At 72.8% G+C, this 22616-nt stretch carries 21 protein-coding genes; 8 read left to right on the top strand and 13 right to left on the bottom strand.

Annotated features, from left to right (window positions below):
• Positions 1 to 73 precede the first annotated feature (73 nt).
• Positions 74 to 718 carry a sulfite oxidase-like oxidoreductase gene (locus tag ACFXKZ_RS46945; protein WP_380012653.1) on the bottom strand — a complete coding sequence of 215 codons (645 nt, stop codon included), beginning with the start codon at positions 716 to 718 and terminating at the stop codon, positions 74 to 76.
• A 271-nt stretch (positions 719 to 989) separates the two neighbouring features.
• On the opposite strand from ACFXKZ_RS46945, the gene bfr reads away from it, so the two are divergent.
• Both bfr and ACFXKZ_RS46935 read left to right on the top strand, forming a co-directional pair.
• The gene (gene bfr, locus ACFXKZ_RS46940; protein WP_126638323.1) at positions 990 to 1472 is read left to right on the top strand and encodes a bacterioferritin; all 483 of its coding nucleotides are present in this window, start codon (positions 990 to 992) and stop codon (positions 1470 to 1472) included.
• A gap of 154 nt (positions 1473 to 1626) precedes the next feature.
• Positions 1627 to 1965 (top strand): bacterioferritin-associated ferredoxin, encoded by a 339-nt coding sequence (locus ACFXKZ_RS46935; protein WP_380012649.1) that lies wholly within the window; start codon positions 1627 to 1629, stop codon positions 1963 to 1965.
• On the opposite strand, the gene ACFXKZ_RS46930 is transcribed toward ACFXKZ_RS46935, so the two are convergent.
• Together ACFXKZ_RS46930 and ACFXKZ_RS46925 are read right to left on the bottom strand one after the other, a co-directional pair.
• Positions 1966 to 2991 carry a threonine aldolase family protein gene (locus tag ACFXKZ_RS46930; protein WP_380012646.1) on the bottom strand — a complete coding sequence of 342 codons (1026 nt, stop codon included), beginning with the start codon at positions 2989 to 2991 and terminating at the stop codon, positions 1966 to 1968. It abuts the gene before it with no gap.
• A gap of 80 nt (positions 2992 to 3071) precedes the next feature.
• Entirely contained in the window at positions 3072 to 4406 is a 1335-nt protein-coding gene (locus ACFXKZ_RS46925; RefSeq protein WP_078977563.1) for a class II 3-deoxy-7-phosphoheptulonate synthase, read from the bottom strand.
• Between the two features lie 367 nt (positions 4407 to 4773).
• On the opposite strand from ACFXKZ_RS46925, the gene ACFXKZ_RS46920 reads away from it, so the two are divergent.
• The 3 genes from ACFXKZ_RS46920 (at position 4774) to ACFXKZ_RS46910 (ending at position 9401) form a co-directional block, all read left to right on the top strand.
• Positions 4774 to 6639: an anthranilate synthase family protein gene (locus ACFXKZ_RS46920; protein ID WP_380012643.1), complete on the top strand. Its 1866-nt coding sequence runs from the start codon at positions 4774 to 4776 to the stop codon at positions 6637 to 6639.
• A 362-nt stretch (positions 6640 to 7001) separates the two neighbouring features.
• Positions 7002 to 7895 carry a phosphotransferase family protein gene (locus ACFXKZ_RS46915; RefSeq protein ID WP_380012640.1) on the top strand — a complete coding sequence of 298 codons (894 nt, stop codon included), beginning with the start codon at positions 7002 to 7004 and terminating at the stop codon, positions 7893 to 7895.
• Between the two features lie 147 nt (positions 7896 to 8042).
• The gene (locus ACFXKZ_RS46910; RefSeq protein WP_380012637.1) at positions 8043 to 9401 is read left to right on the top strand and encodes a hypothetical protein; all 1359 of its coding nucleotides are present in this window, start codon (positions 8043 to 8045) and stop codon (positions 9399 to 9401) included.
• Between the two features lie 28 nt (positions 9402 to 9429).
• On the opposite strand, the gene ACFXKZ_RS46905 is transcribed toward ACFXKZ_RS46910, so the two are convergent.
• The 4 genes from ACFXKZ_RS46905 to ACFXKZ_RS46890 form a co-directional block, all read right to left on the bottom strand.
• The gene (locus tag ACFXKZ_RS46905; protein WP_078977559.1) at positions 9430 to 10455 is read right to left on the bottom strand and encodes a 6-phosphofructokinase; all 1026 of its coding nucleotides are present in this window, start codon (positions 10453 to 10455) and stop codon (positions 9430 to 9432) included.
• Between the two features lie 135 nt (positions 10456 to 10590).
• Positions 10591 to 11295: a response regulator gene (locus ACFXKZ_RS46900; protein WP_380012634.1), complete on the bottom strand. Its 705-nt coding sequence runs from the start codon at positions 11293 to 11295 to the stop codon at positions 10591 to 10593.
• The gene (gene macS / locus ACFXKZ_RS46895; protein ID WP_380012631.1) at positions 11292 to 12440 is read right to left on the bottom strand and encodes a MacS family sensor histidine kinase; all 1149 of its coding nucleotides are present in this window, start codon (positions 12438 to 12440) and stop codon (positions 11292 to 11294) included. Before macS ends, ACFXKZ_RS46900 begins: the two co-directional genes overlap by 4 nt.
• A gap of 32 nt (positions 12441 to 12472) precedes the next feature.
• The gene (locus ACFXKZ_RS46890; RefSeq protein WP_380012628.1) at positions 12473 to 13327 is read right to left on the bottom strand and encodes a lysophospholipid acyltransferase family protein; all 855 of its coding nucleotides are present in this window, start codon (positions 13325 to 13327) and stop codon (positions 12473 to 12475) included.
• Positions 13328 to 13640: 313 nt separating this feature from the next.
• On the opposite strand from ACFXKZ_RS46890, the gene ACFXKZ_RS46885 reads away from it, so the two are divergent.
• The 3 genes from ACFXKZ_RS46885 (at position 13641) to ACFXKZ_RS46875 (ending at position 17201) form a co-directional block, all read left to right on the top strand.
• Positions 13641 to 14420 (top strand): alpha/beta hydrolase, encoded by a 780-nt coding sequence (locus ACFXKZ_RS46885; protein ID WP_380012625.1) that lies wholly within the window; start codon positions 13641 to 13643, stop codon positions 14418 to 14420.
• A gap of 7 nt (positions 14421 to 14427) precedes the next feature.
• A complete protein-coding gene (locus ACFXKZ_RS46880; protein WP_380012622.1) occupies positions 14428 to 15258 on the top strand; it encodes a hypothetical protein in 831 nt (276 codons plus the stop codon).
• 152 nt (positions 15259 to 15410) lie between these two features.
• The gene (locus ACFXKZ_RS46875; protein WP_380012619.1) at positions 15411 to 17201 is read left to right on the top strand and encodes a protein kinase; all 1791 of its coding nucleotides are present in this window, start codon (positions 15411 to 15413) and stop codon (positions 17199 to 17201) included.
• 57 nt (positions 17202 to 17258) lie between these two features.
• Here the strand turns inward: ACFXKZ_RS46875 and ACFXKZ_RS46870 are convergent, their stop codons facing one another.
• From ACFXKZ_RS46870 to ACFXKZ_RS46845, 6 genes are all read right to left on the bottom strand, one after another.
• Positions 17259 to 17969: an endonuclease/exonuclease/phosphatase family protein gene (locus ACFXKZ_RS46870; protein ID WP_380012616.1), complete on the bottom strand. Its 711-nt coding sequence runs from the start codon at positions 17967 to 17969 to the stop codon at positions 17259 to 17261.
• Between the two features lie 113 nt (positions 17970 to 18082).
• On the bottom strand, positions 18083 to 19021 hold the full coding sequence (locus ACFXKZ_RS46865; RefSeq protein ID WP_078977551.1) for an ROK family glucokinase: 939 nt from the start codon (positions 19019 to 19021) through the stop codon (positions 18083 to 18085).
• Between the two features lie 136 nt (positions 19022 to 19157).
• Positions 19158 to 19589, bottom strand: coding sequence for a DUF5304 family protein (locus ACFXKZ_RS46860; protein WP_380012612.1), 432 nt, complete (start codon positions 19587 to 19589; stop codon positions 19158 to 19160).
• Positions 19590 to 19774: 185 nt separating this feature from the next.
• Complete coding sequence (locus ACFXKZ_RS46855; RefSeq protein WP_380012609.1) at positions 19775 to 20962, bottom strand: ArsA family ATPase; 1188 nt, start codon at positions 20960 to 20962, stop codon at positions 19775 to 19777.
• Positions 20963 to 20969: 7 nt separating this feature from the next.
• Entirely contained in the window at positions 20970 to 21404 is a 435-nt protein-coding gene (locus tag ACFXKZ_RS46850; protein ID WP_380012606.1) for an SRPBCC family protein, read from the bottom strand.
• A gap of 125 nt (positions 21405 to 21529) precedes the next feature.
• A complete protein-coding gene (locus tag ACFXKZ_RS46845) occupies positions 21530 to 22297 on the bottom strand; it encodes a metallophosphoesterase (protein ID WP_380012603.1) in 768 nt (255 codons plus the stop codon).
• Positions 22298 to 22616 lie beyond the last annotated feature (319 nt).

Below are 22616 nucleotides of genomic sequence, written 5' to 3'. Positions count from 1 at the left end.
CGTACGAAGGCCCCGCTCCGACTCGCGTCGGGCGGGGCCTTCGGGCGTGCTCGGGGGGTCCGGGCGGGTGGGCTCAGGTCAGCGCGGGGCCCTGGCCGGTCTCCTCCTGGTAGGAGTAGCGCTGCTCCTGCCACGGGTCACCGATGTTGTGGTAGCCCCGCTCCTCCCAGAAGCCGCGCTTGTCGGCGACCATGTACTCGATCCCGCGCACCCACTTGGGACCCTTCCAGGCGTACAGGTGCGGCACGATCAGCCGGACCGGGAAGCCGTGCTCGGCGGTCAGCGGCTCGCCGTTGTGGTGGGTGGCCAGGATCGTCTGGTCGCTCGCGAAGTCGAACATGCGCAGGTTCGAGCTGAACCCGTACTCCGCCCACACCATCGCGTGGGTGACCTCCGGCGCGGGCGGGGCGATCTCCATCAGCTTGGCTATGGTCAGCCCGGTCCACTCGTTGCCCAGCATGCTGAACTTGGTCACACAGTGGAAGTCGGCGACCACGGTCTCGTGCGGCAGCGCGGAGAACTCGTCGTGGTTCCAGCAGTGCTTCTCCCCCGAGGCGGTCGCGCCGAAGACGCGGAAGTCCCAGATCTCGGGCTTGAACCGCGGGACGGGTCCGTAGTGCAGAACGGGCCAGCCGCGCTGGATCCGCTGGCCCGGCGGAAGTCGCGGATCGCGATCCGGAGCCTCGGTCCCACCTTGTGCCGCTTCCGTATGCCCCATACCTCACATGGTCCCAGACGCCCCGACCGACTCTCGACCGCCCCTGCCGGCGCGGAAGCCGCGGACCGACCCGTTTTCCGGCGCCGCCCGGGACGGGCGGGCAGGCGGCGCGCGGCGGGACATGTTCGACATTGGAAGGCAAGGCTGCCCTTCGTGGCGGAAGTGCTACCAAAAGTGACAGGATTCGGAGGAACTCCTGCCCCACGTGTGCCCGGGGTTCCCCCACGTCTCCCATGTTCACAGCCCGTCCCACACCGGAAGGTGCGTCGCGATGCACAGTGACCCGCAGATCATCGAGCTCCTGAACGAACAGCTCACGGCGGAACTCACCGCGATCAACCAGTACTTCCTGCACGCGAAGATGCAGGAGCACCGGGGCTACATCAAGCTCGCGGCCTGGACCCGCCACGAGTCGATCGACGAGATGAAGCACGCCGAACGACTCACCGACCGCATCCTGATGCTGGAGGGCCTGCCGAACTACCAGCGCCTGAACGCGCTGCGGATCGGCCAGAACCTGGAGGAGATGTTCCGCGCCGACCTGGCGGTGGAGATGGAGGCCGTGGAGCGGCTGCGGCGCGGGATCCCGCTGATGCGCGAGAAGGGCGACGTGACGTCGGCCAACATCTTCGAGGAGATCCTGGCCGACGAGGAAGAGCACGTCGACTACCTGGAGACGCAGCTCGGCCTGCTCTCCGAGGTGGGCGAGCAGCTCTACATCGCGGGCCTGCTCAAGCAGCCGAACGAGAGCTGACCAGGAGCCGCCGAGCGCCGAGCGCGAGCCGACCGGGCCCCGGTCGCAAGCGCACGACCGATCGGGGCTTGCGTCACCGATCACCCGGTATTCCCCCCGGCGAGCCCTGAGGTTACCCTTACCTAAGTAACCTCGCCGCTGGGGGGAAATCTCCGTGTACGTCTGCATGTGCTTCGGTGTCACCGACCGTCAGGTCAACGACCGGATAGCCGACGGCGCCCGCACCATGCGCGAAATCGCCCAGTCCTGCGGCGGCGCGGGCACCGACTGCGGCCGGTGCGTCAAGAGCATCACCGCGATGTTGCCCCGCGACGAGTCCCGACGCCGGCGGCGCGAGCTGTGCAGCGAGGCGGACACCTGCGCGACCGCGTGCGAGAGCACCACCCCGACCGTCGAGCCCGTCGCGCTGCCGATGCCGACCGTCGTCGCCGCCGCCGCCGCCGCGACCCTGCCCGACAACGTGGTCCCGCTGCGCCGGCACTCCGCCGCCTGATCAGCCCTTCGCCGCCTGCGCGATCGCCGTCGCGGCGCGCGCACAACCGGCCGCGTCCACGTCCATGTGCGTGACCAGGCGCACCAGCCTCGGCCCGAACGCCGACACCAGCACCCCCTCCGCCCGGCAGCGCTCGGCGATCGTGGCCGCGTCCGGCTGCCGCTCCCCCAGCTCGACCAGCACGATGTTGGTCTCCGGGTCGGCCACCGCGAAGCCCGCGTCGCGCAGCAGCACGGCCAGCTCCCGCGCATGCTCGTGGTCCTCGGCCAGCCGCTCGACGTGGTGCTCCAGGGCATACCGGCCGCCCGCCGCGAGGATGCCCGCCTGGCGCATGCCGCCGCCCATCCGGTGCCGCATCCGCCGCGCCTCTGCCTCGTACTCCGCGGGCATCATCAGCACCGACCCCGCCGGCGCGCCGAGCCCCTTGGACAGACACACGCTGAGCGAGTCGAACAGCGCCCCGTAGGCGCGCAGCGGGGTGCCGCTGACCACGTGTGCGTTCCAGATCCGCGCGCCGTCGCAGTGCAGCGGCAGCCCGAATCCGCTCACCAGCTCGCGAATCGCGGTCAGCTGCTCCAGCGGGTACACCGAGCCGCCGCCCCGGTTGTGCGTCTGCTCGACCGCGACCAGGTCGGTGCCGACCGTGTACGGATTGCCGACCCGGATCAACCGGGCCAGGTCGGCCGGATCGAGCAGGCCGCGCGGGCTGAGCGTGGTCCGGGTCTGGACGCCGCCCTGCGCCGACGCCGCGCCGTCCTCGTGCGCGACGATGTGCGCGTCGGCGTCCAGGACCAGCTCGCCGCCCGCCGGGACGGCCAGCCGCACGGCCAGCTGGTTGGCCATCACGCCGGTCGGCGTGAACAGCGCGAACGGCTGCCCGAACAGGTCGGCGACGTACTCCTCCAAGGCCCGGACGGTCGGGTCCTCGGCGTAGACGTCGTCGCCCACCTCGGCGGCTGCCATCGCCGCGCGCATCGCGGGGCCGGGCTTGGTGACGGTATCGCTGCGCAGGTCGGTGAAGGTCATGGCGGCAGCATTACAGACGCCGTCGAGGGCGGATCCTCCGGTCGGAGGGTCCGCCCTCGGGGCGCGTGGGTCGAGCCGGATCAGCTCTTGCGGTACATCTCCGCGACCAGGAAGGCCAGGTCGAGCGACTGGCTGCGGTTCAGCCGCGGGTCGCACGCGGTCTCGTAGCGCTGGTGCAGGTCGTCGACGAAGATCTCGTCGCCGCCGCCCACGCACTCCGTGACGTCGTCACCGGTCAGCTCGACGTGGATGCCGCCCGGGTGTGTGCCGAGCGCGCGGTGCACCTCGAAGAAGCCCTTGACCTCGTCGAGGACGTCGTCGAAGCGACGGGTCTTGTGCCCGCTGGACGCCTCGAACGTGTTGCCGTGCATCGGGTCGGACACCCACACCGGCTGCGCGCCGGCCGCGGCCACCTTCTCCACCAGGGCCGGGAGGTTGTCCCGGACCTTGCCCGCGCCCATGCGGACGATGAAGGTCAGCCGGCCCGGGTCGCGGTTCGGGTCGAGCTTGTCGATCAGCGCGAGCGCGTCCTCGGGAGAGGTGGTCGGGCCGAGCTTGACGCCGATCGGGTTGCGGATCCGGGAGGCGAACTCGATGTGCGCGCCGTCGAGCTGCCGGGTGCGCTCGCCGATCCACACCATGTGGCCGGACACGTCGTACAGGTCGCCGGTGCGCGAGTCGACCCGGGTGAGCGCGTCCTCGTAGTCCAGGATCAGCGCCTCGTGGCTGGCGTAGAACTCCACGGTGCGGAATTCCTCGGGGTCGGTCCCGCACGCGTGCATGAAGCGCATCGCGCCGTCGATCTCGGCCGCGAGCCGCTCGTAGCGCTCGCCGGAGGGCGAGAGCGCGACGAAGTCCTGGTTCCAGGCGTGCACCTGGCGCAGGTCGGCGTAGCCGCCCGTGGTGAACGCGCGCACCAGGTTCAGCGTCGCCGAGGACGAGTGGTACATGCGCTTGAGCCGCTCGGGATCCGGCATGCGCGCGGCCTCGGTGAAGGCCAGCTCGTTGACCGCGTCGCCCCGGTAGGACGGCAGGGTCACCCCGTCGCGGGTCTCGGTGCCGCTGGAGCGCGGCTTGGAGTACTGCCCGGCCATCCGGCCGACCTTGACCACCGGCACCGAGGCCGCGTAGGTCAGCACGACGGCCATCTGCAGCAGCGTCTTGAGCTTGTTCTTGATCGCGTCGGCGGTGTTGCCGACGAAGGTCTCGGCGCAGTCGCCGCCCTGGAGCAGGAACGCTTCGCCCTTGGCCACCGACGCGAGCCGACCACGAAGCTGGTCGCACTCGCCGGCGAAGACGAGCGGCGGATAGGAACGGAGGTCCGCGAGGGCGGAGCCCAGGGCCTCGTTGTCCGGCCACTCGGGCTGTTGCGCCGCCGGGAGGGTTCGCCAGGATTCGATGTCGTTCAGGGTCACCGCTCAAGACTAAGCGGAGTGGCAACCCGATTGAGGCCGGCGCCCGGAGAGCGAGACGCGGAACATCGGGCGCGGGTGCGCCGGGCGCCCGGCGCGCCCCCCGGGAAACGGCGAAGGCCGCCGAAAGCGGTGACCCCGCGCGCACGCGCTAGGATCCGAGGCGTGATCGCGATCAGCTTCCATCGACACTCCTGGTGGCCCGTCCCTGCGGCGGCCCACTGACTTCGCGATCACCCCACGATCCGACGGCCGCCCGGCAGGGCGGCCCTTTGTTTGTCCCGGACCCGGCGGCGCACCCGCCCGGACCGGACGGACAACCGGCGGATCGCCCGGTCGGGAGGGCGTCTCTCTCGACCGAGGAGCACCCATGCGCACCGCCGACGCCCTGTCCCCGCTGTTCTCCGCCGCCCCGCCGCCGTTCGCGCTGATCCGGCGCGAGAACTCGTCCGTGGTCGAACTCCTGACCGGTGAGATCATCGACGCGCCCGGCCTCGACGCGCTGCCGCTGCCGGCCGCCGGCGACGGGCCCGGGCACGAACTGCTCGCCCTGGTGCCGTATGGGCAGATCCGCGAGCGCGGGTTCGAGTACCGCGAGGACGGCACACCGCTGCGCTGCCTGCGGGTCACCGAGCAGCACGAGCTGCCCCTGGCCGAGGTGCTGGCCGCGCTGCCGCGGGTGCCGGTCGCGCTGCGCGGCGGCGGCTTCGACGTGGACGACGAGAGCTACGCCGTGATCGTCAAGCGGGTGATCGAGGAGGAGATCGGCCGGGGCGAGGGCGCCAACTTCGTCATCCGGCGCGACTACCGCGACCACATCGAGGACTACACGCCGGCCTCGGCCGGCACCCTGCTGCACCGGCTGCTGACCCGGGAGAGCGGCGCGTACTGGACCTACCTGATCCACACCGGCGAGCTGACCCTGGTCGGCGCCAGTCCCGAGCGGCACGTCAGCTCGATCGGCGGCGAGGTGGTGATGAATCCGATCAGCGGAACCTATCGGCATCCCGCCGAGGGGCCCTCGCGCGAGGGGCTGCTGGCCTTCCTGCGCGATCCGAAGGAGATCGACGAGCTGTTCATGGTCGTCGACGAGGAACTGAAGATGATGAGCGAGGTGTGCGACCTCGGCGGCGCGGTGGAGGGCCCCTTCCTCAAGCCGATGGGCCACCTCACGCACACCGAATACCTGCTGCGCGGGGTGACCTCGCACGACGTGGGCACCGTGCTGCGCGGCACCATGTTCGCGCCGACGGTGACCGGCAGCCCGCTGGAGAACGCGTGCCGGGTGATCCGTCGGCACGAGCCGACCGGGCGCGGCTACTACTCGGGCGTACTCGCGCTGATCGGGCGCGACGGGGAGGGGCGACGCACGCTGGACGCGCCGATCCTGATCCGGACCGCGTACATCACCCCCGACGGCGGCCTGCGGGTGCCCGCGGGCGCAACCCTGGTCCGGCACTCCACCCCCGAGAACGAGGTGGCCGAGACGCACGCGAAGGCGGCGGGGGTGCTGGCCGCGCTCGGCGTGGTGCCGGCCGCCGGGGTCGCCGGGAACACGGCGCTCGCGGCCGATCCCGAGGTGCACGCGGTCCTGGCGGAGCGCAATGCCGCGCTCTCCCCGTTCTGGCTGCGGCCGCGGGACGGGCACGCGCTGCGCGCGCCGGAGCTGGCGGGGCGGCACGTCCTGGTGGTGGACGGCGAGGACACGTTCACCGCGATGCTCGCACACGTGTTGCGCACGCTGGGCCTGCAGGTCGAGGTCAGGTCGCACGACGACGTCACCTCACGGCGGGTGCGCAGCGCCGACCTGGTGGTGCTCGGCCCCGGACCGGGCGACCCCCGGGACACCGCGCACCGCAAGATCCGACTGATGGGCGCGCTGTTGCGGACCCGGCTCGACGCGAGCGCCCCGCTGCTCGCGGTCTGCCTGGGACACCAGTTGCTCGCCCACGAGTTGGGCCTGGAACTGATCCGCGAGCAGCGGCCGTACCAGGGCAAGCAGGAGACCATCGACCTGTTCGGCCGGCCGGAACGGGTCGGCTTCTACAACGCGTTCACCGCGCTGCGGCCGACCGCCGGGGTGCCCAACGTGGAGTTCGCCGCGGACCCGTTCAGTGGCCGGGTGCACGCGCTGCGGTCGAGCCGGATGCGGCTGGCGGGGGTGCAGTTCCACCCCGAGTCGGTACTCACCCACAACGGCCTGGCCATCGTGCGGGAGCTGCTCGCCGGGTTGTGAGCGGCGCGGGGGCACCGTGGGTGGGCACCGCGGGTGGGCACCGGCGGCGGGCGCGGGCCGGGTCGGCGCCCGGTCCGCGCCCGCCGGCGCGCGGTCGGGCGCCGGGTCGCCCACGGGAGGCGGGACTCCGGCGGGGAGCCTGCGGTGTCGCACCGGCGTGCGACGATAATCGCGTTGCTCGCCGCGATACGACGGAGGATGCTCGACCCCGTTCGTTGACCGATTCCCAGTGGAGGGGGTTCCCGTGGGCTCCGATTGTCCGCCGCACGACCCCGTCGACTGGAGCGGTCGCAAGCGCTGTCGCAAGTGTGGAGTCACCTTCGGCGGACCGCGCCCGCTGCCCCCCTCGCCACCGGACGCAGATGGCTGATTCGCCGCCCCCGCCGCCGAACTTCCATACGGCGCCGCGCACTCCGTGGGACGCACTGCCCACCGACGCGCGCGCCGCGGTCGAACGGTGTGCGGGGCGCGTGCTGGGGGTCGCCACGGTGTGGGCCGGCTTCAACTGCGAGTTCGCCGCCACGGTGACCACCGAACGATCACGCTTCTTCGTCAAGGGGGTCCCGCGCAATCATCCGGCCGCCTTGCAACAGCGGGTCGAGGTCCGGGTCGCACCGCACGTGCACACCGTCGCGCCCCGGCTGCGCTGGGAGGTGCGGTTGGACGACTGGGTGTTGCTCGGCTTCGACCACATCACCGGCCGGCACGCCGACTTCGCGCCGGGCACCGCCGATCTGCCGCTGGTCGCCGACGCGCTGCGCCGGCTCGGCCGGGTCGCCGTACGGAACCTGCCACTGCCGCGGATCGAGGAGCGCTGGCGTTCGCTGTTGACCCACCGTCAACTCGAACTGCTGCGTGGGGAAAGCCTGTTGCACACCGATCTGCATCCGCACAACGTGCTGATCGGTGACCGGGGGCCGCGCGCGTACCTGGTCGACTGGGCGCAACCGGCCCGCGGCCCGGCCTGGATCGAGGTCACCATGGTCGCCGGCCGGCTGATGGACGAGGGGCACACCGCCGAACAGGCGGCCTCCTGGGCGGACCGCTTCGCGTGCTGGCGCACCGTCTCGCGGGAGGCGATGGAGACCTTCGTGTTCGCCGCCACCAACCAGTGTTCGCGCGGTATCGGCGCCGCCGACGCCGCCCCCTGGAACGCCCGCCTGACCGCCCTGGCCGAGGCCCGCGCCGCCCGGACCCACCGCCGCGCCTGCCCCGCCCGCCCCGTCGGTTCGCGCCGCCGCTCGACACTGGACTGACCCCCGCCCCGCCGGCGCACCGCCCATCGGTGAGGCCGCCCGCCGGGCCGCCCGAATATCCCCTGGGGCCCACGGTGTACCGCCCGGTAGGCTCCGGCCGTTCGCACATTCGGTCGAACAGGCTCCTTCCTACGACGGGTACCCCGCATGCGTCTGCGTCGCTGTCTCGCCTCGACGGCGTTCCTCGTGCTGCTCGGGTCGCCGCCGGCCGTCGCCGCGCCGGTACCCACCGCTCCGGCAGCGGAGGTGCCGGCGGCCGACGGGCAGGTCGAGCTGACCGGGGTGCCGGACCGGATCCGGCCGGCCGTTCCCGTCGAGGTCACCGCGAGGATGCGCAACGCCGGTCCGACCCCACTGCTCCTGGAGCCCGAGGTGTCGATCGGCGGGGACCGGGGGATCGCCCCGGAGCAGGTGCGCCTGGAAGTCCTCGACCCGGTCGGCGGCACCTGGGTGCTCAGGCCCCTGGGCACGCTCGGCTCGGCATCGCTGCCGTTCCCCGGCGCGGGCGCGGGCACCGAGACCTCGGGTCGGCTCGCGCCCGGCGCGAGCGTCGAGTTCCGACTGCGATTCACGATCGCGGCGAACGTTCCGACGCAGTTCGTCCAGGTCTCCATGAGTGGACGAAGCCACTCCCCGAGCGCCGGCGACGAGCCGCGCTTCACCGGAGGCTTCGCGTTCGACGCCGCGCTGCTCGGGCCGGACGGCAGCGCGCCCACGCGCCCACCGTCCCCGGACGAGACCCGCTCGCCGTCCGTGCCGAACGCGGGCCCGGATCGGTCCGGTGGTATCGCGAAGACGTTCCCCACGGCGCGGCGCGGGGACGGGCCGACGTTCAACCTCGTCGGTGTGCCCGGTCGGCTCCAGGCCGGCGGCGGCGCGGCCGAGTTCAACGTCACCTTCACCAACGACACCGGCCGGATCATCCCCGGCGTGCGTCCGGAAGTGGTGTTCACCACCGGCCAGTCCCCGATCACCCCGCGGCAGTTGGTGGTCGAGGTGTACGACTCCTACGACCGGGGCTGGAGTCCGGTGTCGCTCCAGGTGCTCACCGACCCCGCCAACGGCCGCGACGCGCACCTCGCCGGTGCGCTGACGCCCAAGCCGTGGGACGGCCAACGGCAGCTTCCGCCGGGCGAGTTCGCGACCATCTCGCTCCGCGTGTCGATCCCGGCCGGCTCGCCGGTGGCGGGCGGCGACCTCGCCGTACTGGCCGGCGGCGCGGCCCCCAACGGGGTGGGCCCCGACCTCTCCTCGCGCAGCGACTACCAGGTGCTCCACGTGCCCAACCCCGGCGGGCCCACGCGCGCGCCCACGCTGCGGCCCGAACTGCCGCCGACCGCCCCGGACTCGGCTGCCGGGCAGCGCCGGGAGGACCACGACGACACGTTCACCTTCGCCACCGTCGCGATCTGGGTCGCCCTCGCGGTCCTCGGCGCCACCATCGTGTATTTCGCCCGCAAGAACCGCCGGCAGGGCGCCGGGACCCCGCTCGGACCCGACGCCTGACGCCCGACCCCGGCACGCCGGCACGGCCTCAGCCGAACAGCACCTTCGCCTCTTCGTACAGCGCCGGCGGCACGGTCTTCAACTCGCGCGTGGCCGCCTCCAACGGCACGGTCACCACGTCGGTCCCGCGCAGCGCGACCATCCGGCCCCATTCGCCCGCGTTGACCGCGTCGATCGCGTGGAACCCGAACCGGGTGGCCAGCCAGCGGTCGAACGCGGTCGGTGTGCCGCCGCGTTGCACGTGGCCCAGCACGGTGGTGCGCGCCTCGTGACCGGTGCGCTTCTCGATCTCCGAGGCCAGCCAGTCGCCGATCCCGGACAGCTTGACGTGGCCGAACGCGTCCAGCGTCTGGTCCTTGGTCACCATCTGACCGGCCAGCGGGATGGCGCCCTCGGCGACCACGATGATCGGCGCGTAGTTGGTCCGGAACCGGCTGTCCACCCAGGCGCAGACCTCCTCGACGTCGAAGTTCTGCTCGGGGATCAGAATCACGTTGGCGCCGCCGGCCATGCCGGAGTGGATCGCGATCCAGCCCGCGTGCCGGCCCATCACCTCGACGATCAGCACCCGGCGGTGCGATTCGGCGGTGGTGTGCAGCCGGTCGATCGCCTCGGTGGCGATGTTGACCGCGGTGTCGAAGCCGAACGTGTAGTCGGTCGCGTTCAGGTCGTTGTCGATGGTCTTGGGCACACCGACGACCTTGACGTCGTGCTCGTGCAGCCGAGTCGCCACGCCGAGGGTGTCCTCGCCGCCGATCGCCACGAGCGCGTCCACCTCGAACTTGCCCAGGTTCTCCCGGATCCGCTCGATGCCGCGATCGACCTTGATCGGGTTGGTCCGGGACGAGCCGAGGATGGTTCCGCCGCGCGGCAGGATCCCGCGTACCGCCTTGATGTCGAGCGGCATCGTGTCGCCTTCGAGCGGACCGCGCCAGCCGTCCCGAAAGCCGATGAATTCGTACCCGTAGTCCTGGACACCCTTGCGGACGACCGCCCGGATCACCGCGTTGAGACCCGGGCAGTCGCCCCCGCCGGTCAGTACTCCGACACGCATCGAAATCTCCGATTTCTTCCGTCCGGCACGATTCGCGGCCCACGCTACCGGTGCGAGAAGCCACCTCGACTCTTCCCACCACCCGTTCGAGGTACCCGACTTGATCGTGACGGCTTGATCGCGCCGAACAAGGCGCTAGTCGTCCAGGCCCTTCTCGATGGCGTAGCGGACCAGTTCGACCCGGTTGTGCAGTTGCAGCTTGTTCAAGGTGTTCTGGACGTGGTTCTGCACCGTGCGGTGGGACAGGAACAGGCGCTCCGCGATCTGCTTGTACGACAGCCCCTTGGCGACCATGCGCAACACCTCGGTCTCCCGGTCGGTCAGCCGCGGCGCGGTCGGGCCGCCCGCCGCGTCCCGGCGCGGCGGATCGGTGGCCATCCGGCGGAACTCGCCGAGCACCAGGCCGGCCAACCCGGGGGTGAACACCGGGTCGCCGACGGCGGTCCGGCGCACCGCGTCGACCAGTTCCTCGCGGCTCGCGGACTTGACCAGGTATCCGGTCGCGCCGGCCTTGACCGCCTCCAGGACGTCCTCCTGCTCACCGCTGGCGGACAACACCAGGATGCGCACCGCCCGATCGTGGCGGACCAGTTCGCGGGCCACCTCGACCCCCGGCAGCTTGGGCAGGTTCAGGTCCAGGATCACCACGTTCGGCGAGGTGGCCCGGGCCCGGCGGACCGCCTCGGGGCCGTCCCCGGCGGTGGCGACCACGTCGTAGCCCGCCGCCGCGAGGTCGCGCGCCACCGCCTCGCGCCACATCGGGTGGTCGTCCACGACCAGGACGCGCAGTGCGGCGGCCGGCGCCTCGTCGGTCGGTGTGTCCGTGTTCGTGTCGTTCATCCGCTCCCCTGCCTCGGCACCCGGAACTCCAGTTCGGTGCCTTCTCCCGTCACCGACGACCACACCACGGTGCCGCCGAGATCGCGCACCCGGCCCTCGATCGACTGGGCCACGCCCAATCGCCCCTGGGCCCGGGCCGCCTCGAGTCGCCCCGGTTCGATGCCCGGGCCGTCGTCCCGGACGCTGACCACGATCTCGTCCGGCTCGTCCTCCAGCAGGATCCACGCCTGCGCCCGCTCACCCGCGTGCCGGCGCACGTTGTCCAGGGCCGCGGCGACCGCCGCGGCCACCTCGCGCGCCGCGGGCGTGGGCAGCAGCACCGGCGTGCCGGGCGAGGACACGGTCACCCGCGCCCCGGCGAAGCCGCCGAGCAGCACCCGCAGGTCCTGCCGGGCCGGGTCGCCGTCGGCACCGGAGCCGGGCAGGTCGGCCGGTTCGACCCGGGCGGGTGTCGCCGAGATCAACTGCCGCAGCGCCACCTCCTGCTCGCCGGCCAACCGGCCGAGCCCCGCCGCCTCGCCGCCGAGCTCGGCGCCCCGGCGCTGTACCAGGGCGAGCACCTGGAGCACGCTGTCATGGATGTCCCGCGCCAATCGTTCGCGTTCGCGGGTGGCGGCCTCCAGTTGCAGCGCGCGGGTCAGCGCCTTCTCGCTCACCCGGGCGATCTCGACGACGTAGCCGACCGCGCCGCCCGCGAGCAGCAACAGCACGATGTTGTGCTGGTTGTCGGCGGTGAGCGCGCCGCGTTCGAGGGTGTCGGCGGCGCCTATCGTCAGCGCCGCCACCGAGCCCGTCTTCCAGCCGCCCTTGATCGCGCACGCCAGCACCGGCGCCGAGGCCCACACCGTGGGCAGCGTCATGGTGCCCTGGGCGACCCGCTCGGGATCGTCCAGCCAGCGGGTGGAGAGCAGGCATCCGGCCGCGACGCAGAGGTCGACGATCAACCAGGGCGGCTCGCGGAACCTGGGGTCGCGGAAGCCGTACGCGGTCACTGCCGTCCACACCACGAGCAGGGCCATGACGGCCCACCCGCCGACCGGGTGTCCGTACTCGTCCGCGACCTGGGCGTAGCGCGCGATCGCGTAGACGAGGGCGAGCGTGCGATAGACCGTCAGAGCACGCCACAACGACTGTTCGACCCCCATCCGAACCCCCCAGAGGTGCCGGGCGGACCCGGTCAGCCGGCGGGTCGGCCGGAGCCGCCCGAGTCGTCGTTCGCCCCGGACGTGGCGCCGGGGTCGGCGGCCCGGTCCGTGCCCTTCCCGGTGTCCTGCCCCGAAGCCTGCTCGGCGCCTTGCCCGGCGCCTTGTTCCGCGGCCTTCTCGGCGGCCTTGGCCGCCGCCGCCTGCTTGCGCGCCTCGTCGATGCGCTTCTTGGCGTCGGCCGCGTACATGTCGACGTACTCCTGGCCGGACAACTCCATCAGCGCGTAGATGATCTCGTCGGTGATCGCGCGCAGGATGAAGCGGTCGTCCTCCATGCCCTCGTAGCGAGAGAAGTCCAGCGGCTCGCCGATCCGGATGCCCACCCGCATGATCTTCGGCACGATCTTGCCGGGGGGCTGGATCTTCTCGGTGTCGATCATCGCGACCGGGATCACCGGCGCGCCCGACTCCAGCGCCAGCCGGGCGATCCCGGTCTTGCCCCGGTACAGCCGGCCGTCCGGCGAGCGGGTCCCCTCCGGGTAGATGCCGAACAGGTGGTCCTCGCGCAGCACCTTGAGCCCGGCGTTCAGCGCGGCCTCGCTCGCCCGGCCGCCGCTGCGGTCCACGGGCAGCTGGCCCACTCCCTTGAAGAACGCGGCGGTGAGCCGGCCCTTGACCCCTCGGCCGGTGAAGTAGTCCGACTTGGCCAGGAAGGTGATCCGGCGCGGGACGACCACCGGCAGGAAGAACGAGTCCGAGAACGAGAGGTGGTTGCTCGCCAAAATGGCCGGGCCCCGGTCCGGGATGTGCTCCTGACCCTCCACCCAGGGGCGGAAGAAGAGCCTCAATACGGGGCCGACGATCATTTTCATCAGCCGGTAGAACAACCCTGACCTCCTCCTGGGAACAGGACGAACCCTAGAGCATCGCTCCCCGCCGGGACCGGGGTACGGGAGTTGTCGCCGGGGCCCGAGTCCGGGCCGCGGCGAGCCGTCCGGGCCGGCGCCACGCCGCTGTACGCATCGCGCACACCCGTGGGACGATTCGAGAGCGCCCAGGTGTTGGGGGTAAGGGGCGGAACCACTCGCCTCCCGACCCCGTTATGGAACCTGTACCGCCGTCGGCCGGCGGTCGCCACCCCACGTGGCGCCCATCCGGTCGGCTCGCCCCGCCCAGCCCGTCGCCCGAAGGAGCCCGTTGGTGTCGATCCTGCCCGGTGCCGAGCCCGACCACCACGACGGCGGTCCGGTGGGCGTCCTGCTGTGTCACGGGTTCACCGGCACGCCGCAGTCGTTGCGGCCGTGGGCCCGACACCTCGCCGCGGCGGGGCTGACCGTGTCGCTGCCGCTGCTGCCCGGTCACGGCACCCGGTGGCAGGACATGAACCTGACCACGTGGCACGACTGGTACGCCGCCGTGGACCGCGCGTTCGACCGGCTGCGCGAGCGCTGCGACACGGTGTTCGTGATGGGTCTGTCGATGGGCGGCGGACTGGCCCTGCGGCTCGCCGAGCAGCACGGCGACAAGGTGGCGGGGCTGGTCCTGGTGAACCCGTCCGTACAGGCCGACGATCCGAAGGTGCGCCTGCTGCCGGTAATGCGGCACGTCATACCGTCGGTGGCCGGCATCGCCTCGGACATCCGCAAGGAGGGGTCGGTCGAGCTCGCCTACGCGCGGACGCCGGTGAAGGCCGCCTACTCGCTGTCCCGGTTCTGGCGGGTGGTCGGTGCCGACCTGCCGCAGGTGACCCAGCCGGTGCTGCTCCTGCACAGCCCGCACGATCACGTGGTCTCGCCGGCCAACTCCGAGACGGTGTTGGCCAGGATCTCCTCCACGGACGTCACCGACGTCCTGCTCAACGACAGCTATCACGTGGCGACGCTCGACCACGACGCGGAACGGATCTTCGCATCCAGCCTGGAGTTCGTACGCCGGCTCGCGCCGGACGCGCGGGCCACGGAGACGGCCGAGAGGGACTGAACGAACGGTGCGCGGACGTGGCAACGGACTCGACGCGGAGTCCTTCAAGCCCCTGACCGACCTCGATCCCGAGGCGGCGGACGTGATGCTGGTCGCCCTGCGGGACGCGGGGGTGGCGGCGTACGTCTCGACGCTGGAGCCCCGGGATCCGGACGAGGAGCCCGAGCAGATCGAGCGCCTGTGGGTGGATGCGGCGGCGACGTCGCGGGCGCGGGCCATCCTGCGTTCGCTGACCGAGCCGTCCGCGCCGCGTGCGCGGGCCAAGGAGCCGACGGCCGGACCCGCCGACATCCCGTCGGTGGAGCCGCCCCGGGCGCAGCCGGCCGAACCGGCGAACAACGATGCCGAGGCGCCCGCCGAGCGGCCGGGCGACGACGAGGTGTGGGCGCAGATCGTCGCGTCCTTCGACAGCGAGGTCGCCGACCCGGTGCCGCGCTGGCCGGTGGCCGAGGACCTGGGCGGCGAGCGGCGGGGACCCGAGGGGCCGGCCGAGGGCTCGTTCAAGGTCGGCCTGCCCGCCGCGCCGGGGCCGCGCGACTACTCGCTCGCGCCGCCGGGGCCGCCGGTGATCAACGAGTTGGACGAGGACCCCGACGAGCACTTCGTGCCGCCTCCGCCACCTCCGCTGCCCAAGACCGACGCGGCCACCAAGATCGCCTGGATCGCGCTGGTCGGCGGGCCGCTCTACCTCCTCGTGTCGGTGCTGCTCGGCCGCGCGGTCGGGCCGTGGACCTCGTTCGCCGCGTTCGCCGCGTTCACCGGCGGTTTCGTCGCGCTGGTGGCGCGAATGCGGCGGGATCGGGACGAGGACGACCCCGACGACGGCGCGGTGGTCTGACCCGGCCACGGCGCGGTGATCCGAGTCGGCGACGGGAGCGCCGCGTCGGACGACGTCGGATGACCCGTTTCGGCGTGATTCGGCTTGATCCCGACCGGTTCTGACGGGGCGTCATGCCACATTGGAAGTCCCCGGCCGGGTACCTTCCTTGCGTGGACGCGGACAACGAGGGACGCCTGGTCGGCGGGCGCTATCTGCTCGCCGAGCGACTGGGGCGCGGGGGCATGGGTGCGGTCTGGCGGGCTCGGGACCAGGTCCTGGGACGCGAGGTCGCGGTGAAGGAGATGTTGCCGCAACCGGGCGCCGACGACACCGAACGGGCCCGGCTGCGCGAGCGCGCCGCCCGTGAGGCGCGCGCCGCCGCGCGGCTGAGTCATCCCTCGGTGGTGCGCGTCTACGACGTGGTCGAGGAGGACGATCGGCCGTGGATCGTCATGGAGTTGGTGCCCTCGCGCTCGCTCGCCGAGGTGATTCGGGGCGATGGGCCGATGGCCGCCGAGGCGGTGGCGGAGATCGGCCTGGCGATGATCGACGCGCTGCGCACGGCGCACGCGGCCGGGATCCTGCACCGTGACGTCAAACCGGGCAATGTGCTGATCACCCCCGACGGCCGGGCCGTGCTCAGCGACTTCGGCATCGCGGTGGTCGAGGGCGACTCGTCGGTGACCCAGTCGGGCGTGGTGCTGGGCGCTCCCGCGTACATCCCGCCGGAGCGGGCTCGGGGTCTGAGTCCCACCGCGGCCTCGGACCTGTGGTCGCTCGGCGCGACGCTGTACGCGGCCGTCGAGGGCAAGGCCCCCTTCGAACGCTCCACGCCGCTGGCCACGTTGACCGCGATCGTCAGCGAGGAGCCGGTGCCGGCCAAGCACGCGGGCCCGCTCGACCCGGTGCTGCAGGCGCTGTTGGCGCGCGATCCGGCCGGGCGGCCGGACGCGGCCGAGACCGAGGCGATGTTGCGCGACGCGCTGCGCGAGATCCGGGAGGAGCAGGCGGCCACCCGGGCGTTGCCGCCCGCGCTGCTGCCCGCGGCGAAGCCGATACCCGCGGCCGTACCCACGCCGCGGACCGTCGAGCCCGAGCCCGACGCGATATCCGGGGGCGAGGCGGAGATCGTGTCCCCGCTCGTCGCCCCACCCGCGAAGCCCTCGAAGCCGGTTCGGGAGGATCGCCCCGCCCGGACCTTCCCGTGGCTGCCGCTGCCGGCCGCGATCGCCGCCCTGGTGGTCTTCGGCGTCGTGGTCGGGCTGATCCTGTTCCTGATCGCCCCCGGCAATGACAAGAACGATCGGGCGAAGGGCGCCGCCGGCTCCGACTCGCCCTCGCCGCAGTCGGGTTCGACACCTCCGTCGAGCCCGGGGCCGGCCGCCGAGACCGCCCCGGTCGGCGGACAGCTCACCCAGCCGCCGAACACCGCGCCCCCGCCCAGCGATTCGGCGCCGCCGCCCGCACAGACCACACCCCCGACCCAGGGTTCGCCGCAGCCGCCGACCGGCACCGACAGCCTGCCGGCGGGCTGGACGCCGTACACCGGCGCCACCACCGGCTACAAAATCGGCCTGCCGCCCGGGTGGCGGAAGGTCAAGACCGAGGACAGCCAGGAGTTCTTCGCCAACGCCGAGGGCACGCTCAAGCTCAACGTGGACACCGTCGCCAGTTCACCGACCGACCCGGTCGAGGACTGGAAGCAGGCCGAGCCCGACGTCCGCCGTCGCTTCACCAACTATCAGAAGGTGAGCATCGAGAAGGCCGACTACCGGGATTACCCCGCCGCCGCCTGGCACTTCACCTACGGCAGCGGCACCCGGCACCACGTGCTCAACCTCGGCTTCACGGTGCCGTCCGGGCGCGGCTACTCGCTCTACATGGACACCCCGGACGCGGTCTGGAACGACCCGGCCACGCAACAGTTGCTGGCCGGCTTCATGGCGAGCTTCCGGCCCTGAGTCCGGGTGATGCCCGGGCAAGCCCGGGTGAGCCCGGGTGGTCCGGGACGATCCGGGTCAGCCGACGGGTATCCGCAGCGTGGCCAGCACCGGACGGTGGTCGGAGGCGGCGGCGTAGTCGGCGTCGGTGACGTCGTCGGGGACGCCGCAGCCGAGCACCTCGACGTGCTCGGACACGAACACGCCGTCCAGGCGGCGGCCGGGGTCGCGGCGCGGCGCGGTGAACTCCGAGCCGCTGGGCGCCGCCGGGTATCCGTCGCGGAGTTCCGCGGCCAGGCGGTCCCAGCCGGGACGGCCCGCCGACTCGTTGAAGTCCCCGGCCAACACCCGGTGTTCGGTGTCGAGCCCGGCCAGCCGGCGCAACAACTCGTCGGCCTGTGCCGGTCGTTCGGCGGCGGCCGGTCCGAACTGCGCGCTGGCCACCGCGAATTCGGCGCCGCCGACCGCCACCACCGCGCCGGCCGGCCCGAGCGCACGCCGTCCGGTCGCGGCCGGCGGCAGCTCGTCGTACGCCCGCCGCACGCTCACCCGCAGCCCGCCGAGCACGAGCAGCCCCGACGTGGCGCCGCCGCCGGCGATCACCACCAGGCCGCAGTCGCGCGCGAGGCGGGCCACCGCCTGCCGACGGCGCACGAAGCGGGGGCCCTCCTGGATGCAGAGCAGGTCGGGCGCGGCGTGCCGGACGATCCGCACCAGGGCGTCCCGATCGTCGCGCAGCGAACGCACGTTGTACGACATGACCCGGATCTCTCCGTTGCCGACGGCCACTGATGCCCCCTTGCCCGGTTCCAGGCTCCCGGCCCGAACCACGATCGACCAGCTGTGTACGCCCGCCCGGTCCCCGGGCGGCGGTGTGTTCCGCGCGTGTGGCGGCGGTGTCGTCAGTGGCGGGCCAGGTCCGCCGCGCCGACCAGTCCCGCGTCGCTGCCCAGGGTGGCGACCACGACCTCGGCGCCGAGCCGGTGGCCGCGGCGCAGCACGCTGCGGTAGGTCTCCAGGGCGGGGACGAGCAGGAGGTCGCCCGCGTCCGAGACGCCGCCGCCGATCACGAACGCGGCCGGGTCGAGCACGGCGGACAGGTCGGCCAGGCCCTGGCCGAGCCAGGTGCCCAGCTCGCGGAAGGCGGCCAGCGAGACGGGGTCGCCGAGCAGCGCGGCCTGGGTGACGTGCGGGCCCTGGATGCCCGCGGGGGTGCCGTCGCCGAGAGCGAGCAGCTTCTCCGCCGCCTCGGGCAGGCCGGCCGCCCGGTCGCGGGCGTAGCGGGTCAGCGCACTGCCGCTGGCGTACCGCTCCCAGCAGCCGTAGTTGCCGCACGGACAGGCGAGGCCGTCGGGGACCACCCGCATGTGGCCGGGCTCACCCGCTATCCCGCCGCCGCCCCGGTACAGCTCGCCGCCGAACACGATCGCGCCGCCGATGCCGGTACCGACGGTCACGCACATCACGTTGGTGTGCCCGGCGGCCGCGCCGAAGCGCACCTCGCCCCAGGCCGCGGCGTTGGCGTCGTTCTCGACCACGACCGGGAGGCCGATCAGCGCCTCCATACGATCCCGGAGCGGCTCGCCGACCCAGGCGCCGACGTTGGCCGAGAACAGCACGGTCGATCGGTCCGCGCCGATGAATCCGGCCGCGCCGAGCCCGACCGCCTCCACGACGTGGTTGCGCCGCAGGGTGTTGACCGCCTCGGCGATCACCTGCGCGGTGCCATCGGCGTCCTTGGGGGTGGCGACCTTGAGCCGATCGAGGATCACCCCGTCGGCGTCGACCACACCCGCGAGGATTTTGGTGCCACCGATGTCGACACCGATCGTGAGTCCCATGTCGTCCCAAGCTCGTTCGCGTGCATTGCCCGCAACGGATCGTACTGGTCCCTTCCCCGCCCCCACCCCACGCGTACGCCCGCCGGACACCACCCGACCGCCCACGACGCGGGCCGCGGGCGGCGGGGGCACCCGGCTACTCGTCGTCGTCGTCGAGCCGGATCCGCTCGCTCTCGGCCGGCTTCGCGGCCCACCGGCGCTCGCGGTCGCCGACGAAGGCCCGGTACGCGGACGCCAGCTCGGTCCCGGCGGCGGCCAGGTGCGCGGCCACCTCGGGGTGCCTGCGCGCCATCTGCTCGCGCACCGCCCCGGCCTGCTCCACCAGCGTCTCGGCCAGCCGCCGCGCCTCCTCCGCCAACCGCGCGGCCGGCGCCTGATCCCCCTTGTCGGCGCCGGTCAACGACTCCCCGAGCCGCCGAGCCTCCTCCCCGAGCCGCGCCCAGGGGTCGACTCGCTCCCGCGCACCGTCCCCCTCGGCCTTCGCGTCCGCGGCCGGCGGCACCTCGTCCGTGCTGCCCGCCCACGCATCCGCCGCGTCCTCGCCCGTCACCCGCTCATCAGGATCCATCCGACGCATTCTCCGCGCTCCCACCGCCCGACGCGAACCCTGCGCCCCGATCCCCGCCGACGAAGGGCGGTTCCGCGCCGCGGATCAAAGTCCTCCGACCGGGCCGCCCCCGAGAAGCCCAACGCCAGGCCACCGCGCACGTGAGCGGCCCGAGCATGCCCAAGCAGTGCGCCGGGCCCCCACCGCTACTGCGGCGCGCGCATCCACACGGCCGGGTCCGGGACGAAGCGCACGCGCAGGACGCCGTCGCGCAGGCCCGCGCCCTCGATGAGGCAGCGGCGCAGCGCCGAGGGCAGCCGGATCAGCCGGCGGTGCGGGCCGATCGTGATCACCAGTTCGTCGCCGCGGCGCAGCAGGTCCAGCTCGTCGCGATCCGTGCCCGGCAGCGGCAGCAGCAACAGCAGCCGCTCGCCGTCGCGTTCGATCGTGTGCCCGTCGTCGTCGGCCGCGCCGCCCGGACCCACCGGGCCGAAGTGCGCCGCCACGTCGGCGAGTTCGCTCGCGCCCAGCGGCTCGGCAGGCAGCACGGGGATCTGCGCCAACGGCACGCGCGGGAACAGCGCGCACAGCGCGTCCACGGTCTCGCGCGCCACCTCGGCCCGCACCCGCACCGCCGGATCGGGCGAGTCGGCCGCGCCGACCCCGTTGACGATCACGTCCTCGATGCGATGCCCGTACAGCGCCAGCGCCGAGGCGGCCCGCCGCGCCGCGGCCAGCGCGACCGTGCCGGGCCGCACCACCAGCCGCACGGTCGTGGTCGGCGCCGCCACCAGCGCGCGCAGCACCTCCAGCTCGGCGGCCACCCGCCGGGCCGTGTCGTACACCCAGTCGTCGGGCATCGGCACCCCGGCGACCGCCGCGAGCACCGGCCGCAACGCGCGCGCCGCCTGCCGCTCCACCGGCAGCAGCCGGTCCACATAGCGGGCCAGCCCCTGCGGCACCGCGAGCGCCGGCACCGCCCGCTCGGCGGCGGGCAGGTCGACCACGATCAACTCGTAGCGCCGCGAGTCCACCGCCCGCGCCAGCACCCGCAGCGCCAGCACATCCCCCGCGCCCGGCGGCACGGTGATCTCCTCGGGATCCAGCGGCTCCACCCCGACCACCCCGAGCGCGGCGCCCAACTGTGCCTGCACCAGCAGGAACTCGCGCTCGAATTCGGCCCGGACCGCGACCCGCTGCACGGTCAGCCCGGGCAGCACGTCGAAGGGGTCGGCGCCGACCGGCACGTCGAGCACCGTGTCCACGTCGCGCGTGCCGTCGGCGGCGAGGAGCAGCGTGCGCCGCCCGGCCCGCGCCGCGGCCACCGCGGTCGCCGCCGCGACGGTCGTGCGCCCGGCGCCCGGGAGACCGGTGACAAGCAGGACCCGCGTCACCGCCGGGTCAGCTCTCGACGCGCTTCTTGAGCCCGGTCAGGGCCCGATCGATGATGACCTTCTCCGCCTTGCGCTTGAGCATGCCCAGCATCGGGATCTTGACGTCGACGGTGAGTTCGTAGGTGACCTCGGTGCCGCCGGCGATCGGGCTCAGCGCGTAGCGACCGTCGAGCGACTTGAGCATCTGGCTGGTCACCAGGGTCCACCGCACCTCGCGGTCGTCCTCCCAGGTGTAGCCGAGCACGTGCTCATCGCTGATCACGCCCGCGTCGAGCTTGAACCGCACCCGCACCGCGCGCCCGGTCGACTCGTCGACCTCCAGGACCTCGGTCTCCTTGACCTCGCCGGTCCACTCGGGATAGCCCTCGAACCCCGCGATGACGGCCATGACCTCGGCCGGCGTGGCGTCGATCGTGATGGTCGAGCTGGTCCGTTCAGCCATCGTGAGGAGTCCTCCGGAAGCTCGCGTAGCCGTTGTTGGCCGTCTCGACAACACCTCAAGATGGTCGAGTACGGCCGATCCGCTCGAAGGTTATCGTGCCCGACCTGCGGGGACGCGGCACCGGCTCACCAGGTGAGGACGTACGGTTTCCCGGTGGCCTGGAAATGCCCCACGTTGACACATTCGGTGCGGCCGATCCGCATCCGCGCGCGCAGCGGCTGATGCACGTGTCCGAACAGCACCAGGTCGGGCCCGGTCTCGTGGATCGCCCGCAACACCGCCTCGCTGCCGCGCTCGAACCGCCGGGCGACCACGTCGTAGGTCAGGTCCGGCACGGCGGGCGGGATGTGGCAGCACAACACGTCGACGCGACCGACCGCGGCGACCTTGGCCGCGTACTCCTCGTCGGAGATCTCGTACGGCGTGTGCATCGGGGTGCGCAGCCCGCCACCGACGAAGCCGAAGGTGCGACCGCCGATCTCCACCACCTGGCCGTCGAGCACGGTCACCCCCTCGCGCGCGTAGTCGGGCCACAGCTCGGGCACGTCGACGTTGCCGTAGGTGACGTAGGTGGGGGTGGGGAAGGCCGCGAACAGCGCGGCGTACTGGCGGCGCACCGCCGCCTCGATCGCCTGCCGGGCGCCGCCCGGCACACCCGCCCACAACGAGCCGGAGAAGGCCCGGGCCTCGGCGAAGCGGCGGGCGTTGCGCAGCGCGAGCAGTTCGCGGGTGTTCTCCACGCCGAACAGGTCGGTGAAGATGCCGCGGTCCAGGTCGTGGTAGTCGAGGAAGAGCACCAGATCGCCCAGACACACCAGGGCGTCGGCGCCGTCGCCCGCGCGGGCGAGCGCCTCGGCGGCACCGTGGACATCGCTCACCACGTGGACCCGCATGTCGGTCACTGTACTGACGGCTTCGAACCGAAACCGACGACACCGAGGGGTTGCCTCCGTCACACCCGCCCCGCGCGCCGAATCGATACTCTCGACATGCCCGGTCGAATCGGGACGGATGCTCGTCGGCCCTGCCACGAATTCCGAGTCGATACGGATGTGGGCTTGTCCGCAGCGTGAGACCGGGCACAGGATCCTCACGACCCCTGTCCCCCAGACCTACTTGCCAGTAACGTCTGCCCCCGTCAACGAGTCGGCAAGATGGACAGCCACCGAGACGGCCGGCAACACCGACACCGGCACCGGCAGCGCCGACCTC

Origin of the sequence: Embleya sp. NPDC059237, assembly GCF_042754105.1 — a bacterium.
Lineage (GTDB): Bacteria > Actinomycetota > Actinomycetes > Streptomycetales > Streptomycetaceae > Embleya.
Note: the sequence above shows the minus strand (reverse complement) of the source record. Positions and strands in the feature narration are given on the sequence as shown.

What these genes read in the sequence shown, in the direction of transcription:
- ACFXKZ_RS46845 (WP_380012603.1), bottom strand. Translation starts at nt 22,297, where the DNA reads ATGCGGGTCCACGTGGTGAGCGATGTCCACGGTGCCGCCGAGGCGCTC.
- ACFXKZ_RS46910 (WP_380012637.1), top strand. Translation starts at nt 8,043, where the DNA reads ATGCGTCTGCGTCGCTGTCTCGCCTCGACGGCGTTCCTCGTGCTGCTC.
- ACFXKZ_RS46900 (WP_380012634.1), bottom strand. Translation starts at nt 11,295, where the DNA reads ATGAACGACACGAACACGGACACACCGACCGACGAGGCGCCGGCCGCC.
- ACFXKZ_RS46865 (WP_078977551.1), bottom strand. Translation starts at nt 19,021, where the DNA reads ATGGGACTCACGATCGGTGTCGACATCGGTGGCACCAAAATCCTCGCG.
- ACFXKZ_RS46915 (WP_380012640.1), top strand. Translation starts at nt 7,002, where the DNA reads ATGGCTGATTCGCCGCCCCCGCCGCCGAACTTCCATACGGCGCCGCGC.
- ACFXKZ_RS46850 (WP_380012606.1), bottom strand. Translation starts at nt 21,404, where the DNA reads ATGGCTGAACGGACCAGCTCGACCATCACGATCGACGCCACGCCGGCC.
- ACFXKZ_RS46920 (WP_380012643.1), top strand. Translation starts at nt 4,774, where the DNA reads ATGCGCACCGCCGACGCCCTGTCCCCGCTGTTCTCCGCCGCCCCGCCG.
- ACFXKZ_RS46930 (WP_380012646.1), bottom strand. Translation starts at nt 2,991, where the DNA reads ATGACCTTCACCGACCTGCGCAGCGATACCGTCACCAAGCCCGGCCCC.
- macS (WP_380012631.1), bottom strand. Translation starts at nt 12,440, where the DNA reads ATGGGGGTCGAACAGTCGTTGTGGCGTGCTCTGACGGTCTATCGCACG.
- bfr (WP_126638323.1), top strand. Translation starts at nt 990, where the DNA reads ATGCACAGTGACCCGCAGATCATCGAGCTCCTGAACGAACAGCTCACG.
- ACFXKZ_RS46945 (WP_380012653.1), bottom strand. Translation starts at nt 718, where the DNA reads ATGGGGCATACGGAAGCGGCACAAGGTGGGACCGAGGCTCCGGATCGC.
- ACFXKZ_RS46905 (WP_078977559.1), bottom strand. Translation starts at nt 10,455, where the DNA reads ATGCGTGTCGGAGTACTGACCGGCGGGGGCGACTGCCCGGGTCTCAAC.
- ACFXKZ_RS46860 (WP_380012612.1), bottom strand. Translation starts at nt 19,589, where the DNA reads ATGGATCCTGATGAGCGGGTGACGGGCGAGGACGCGGCGGATGCGTGG.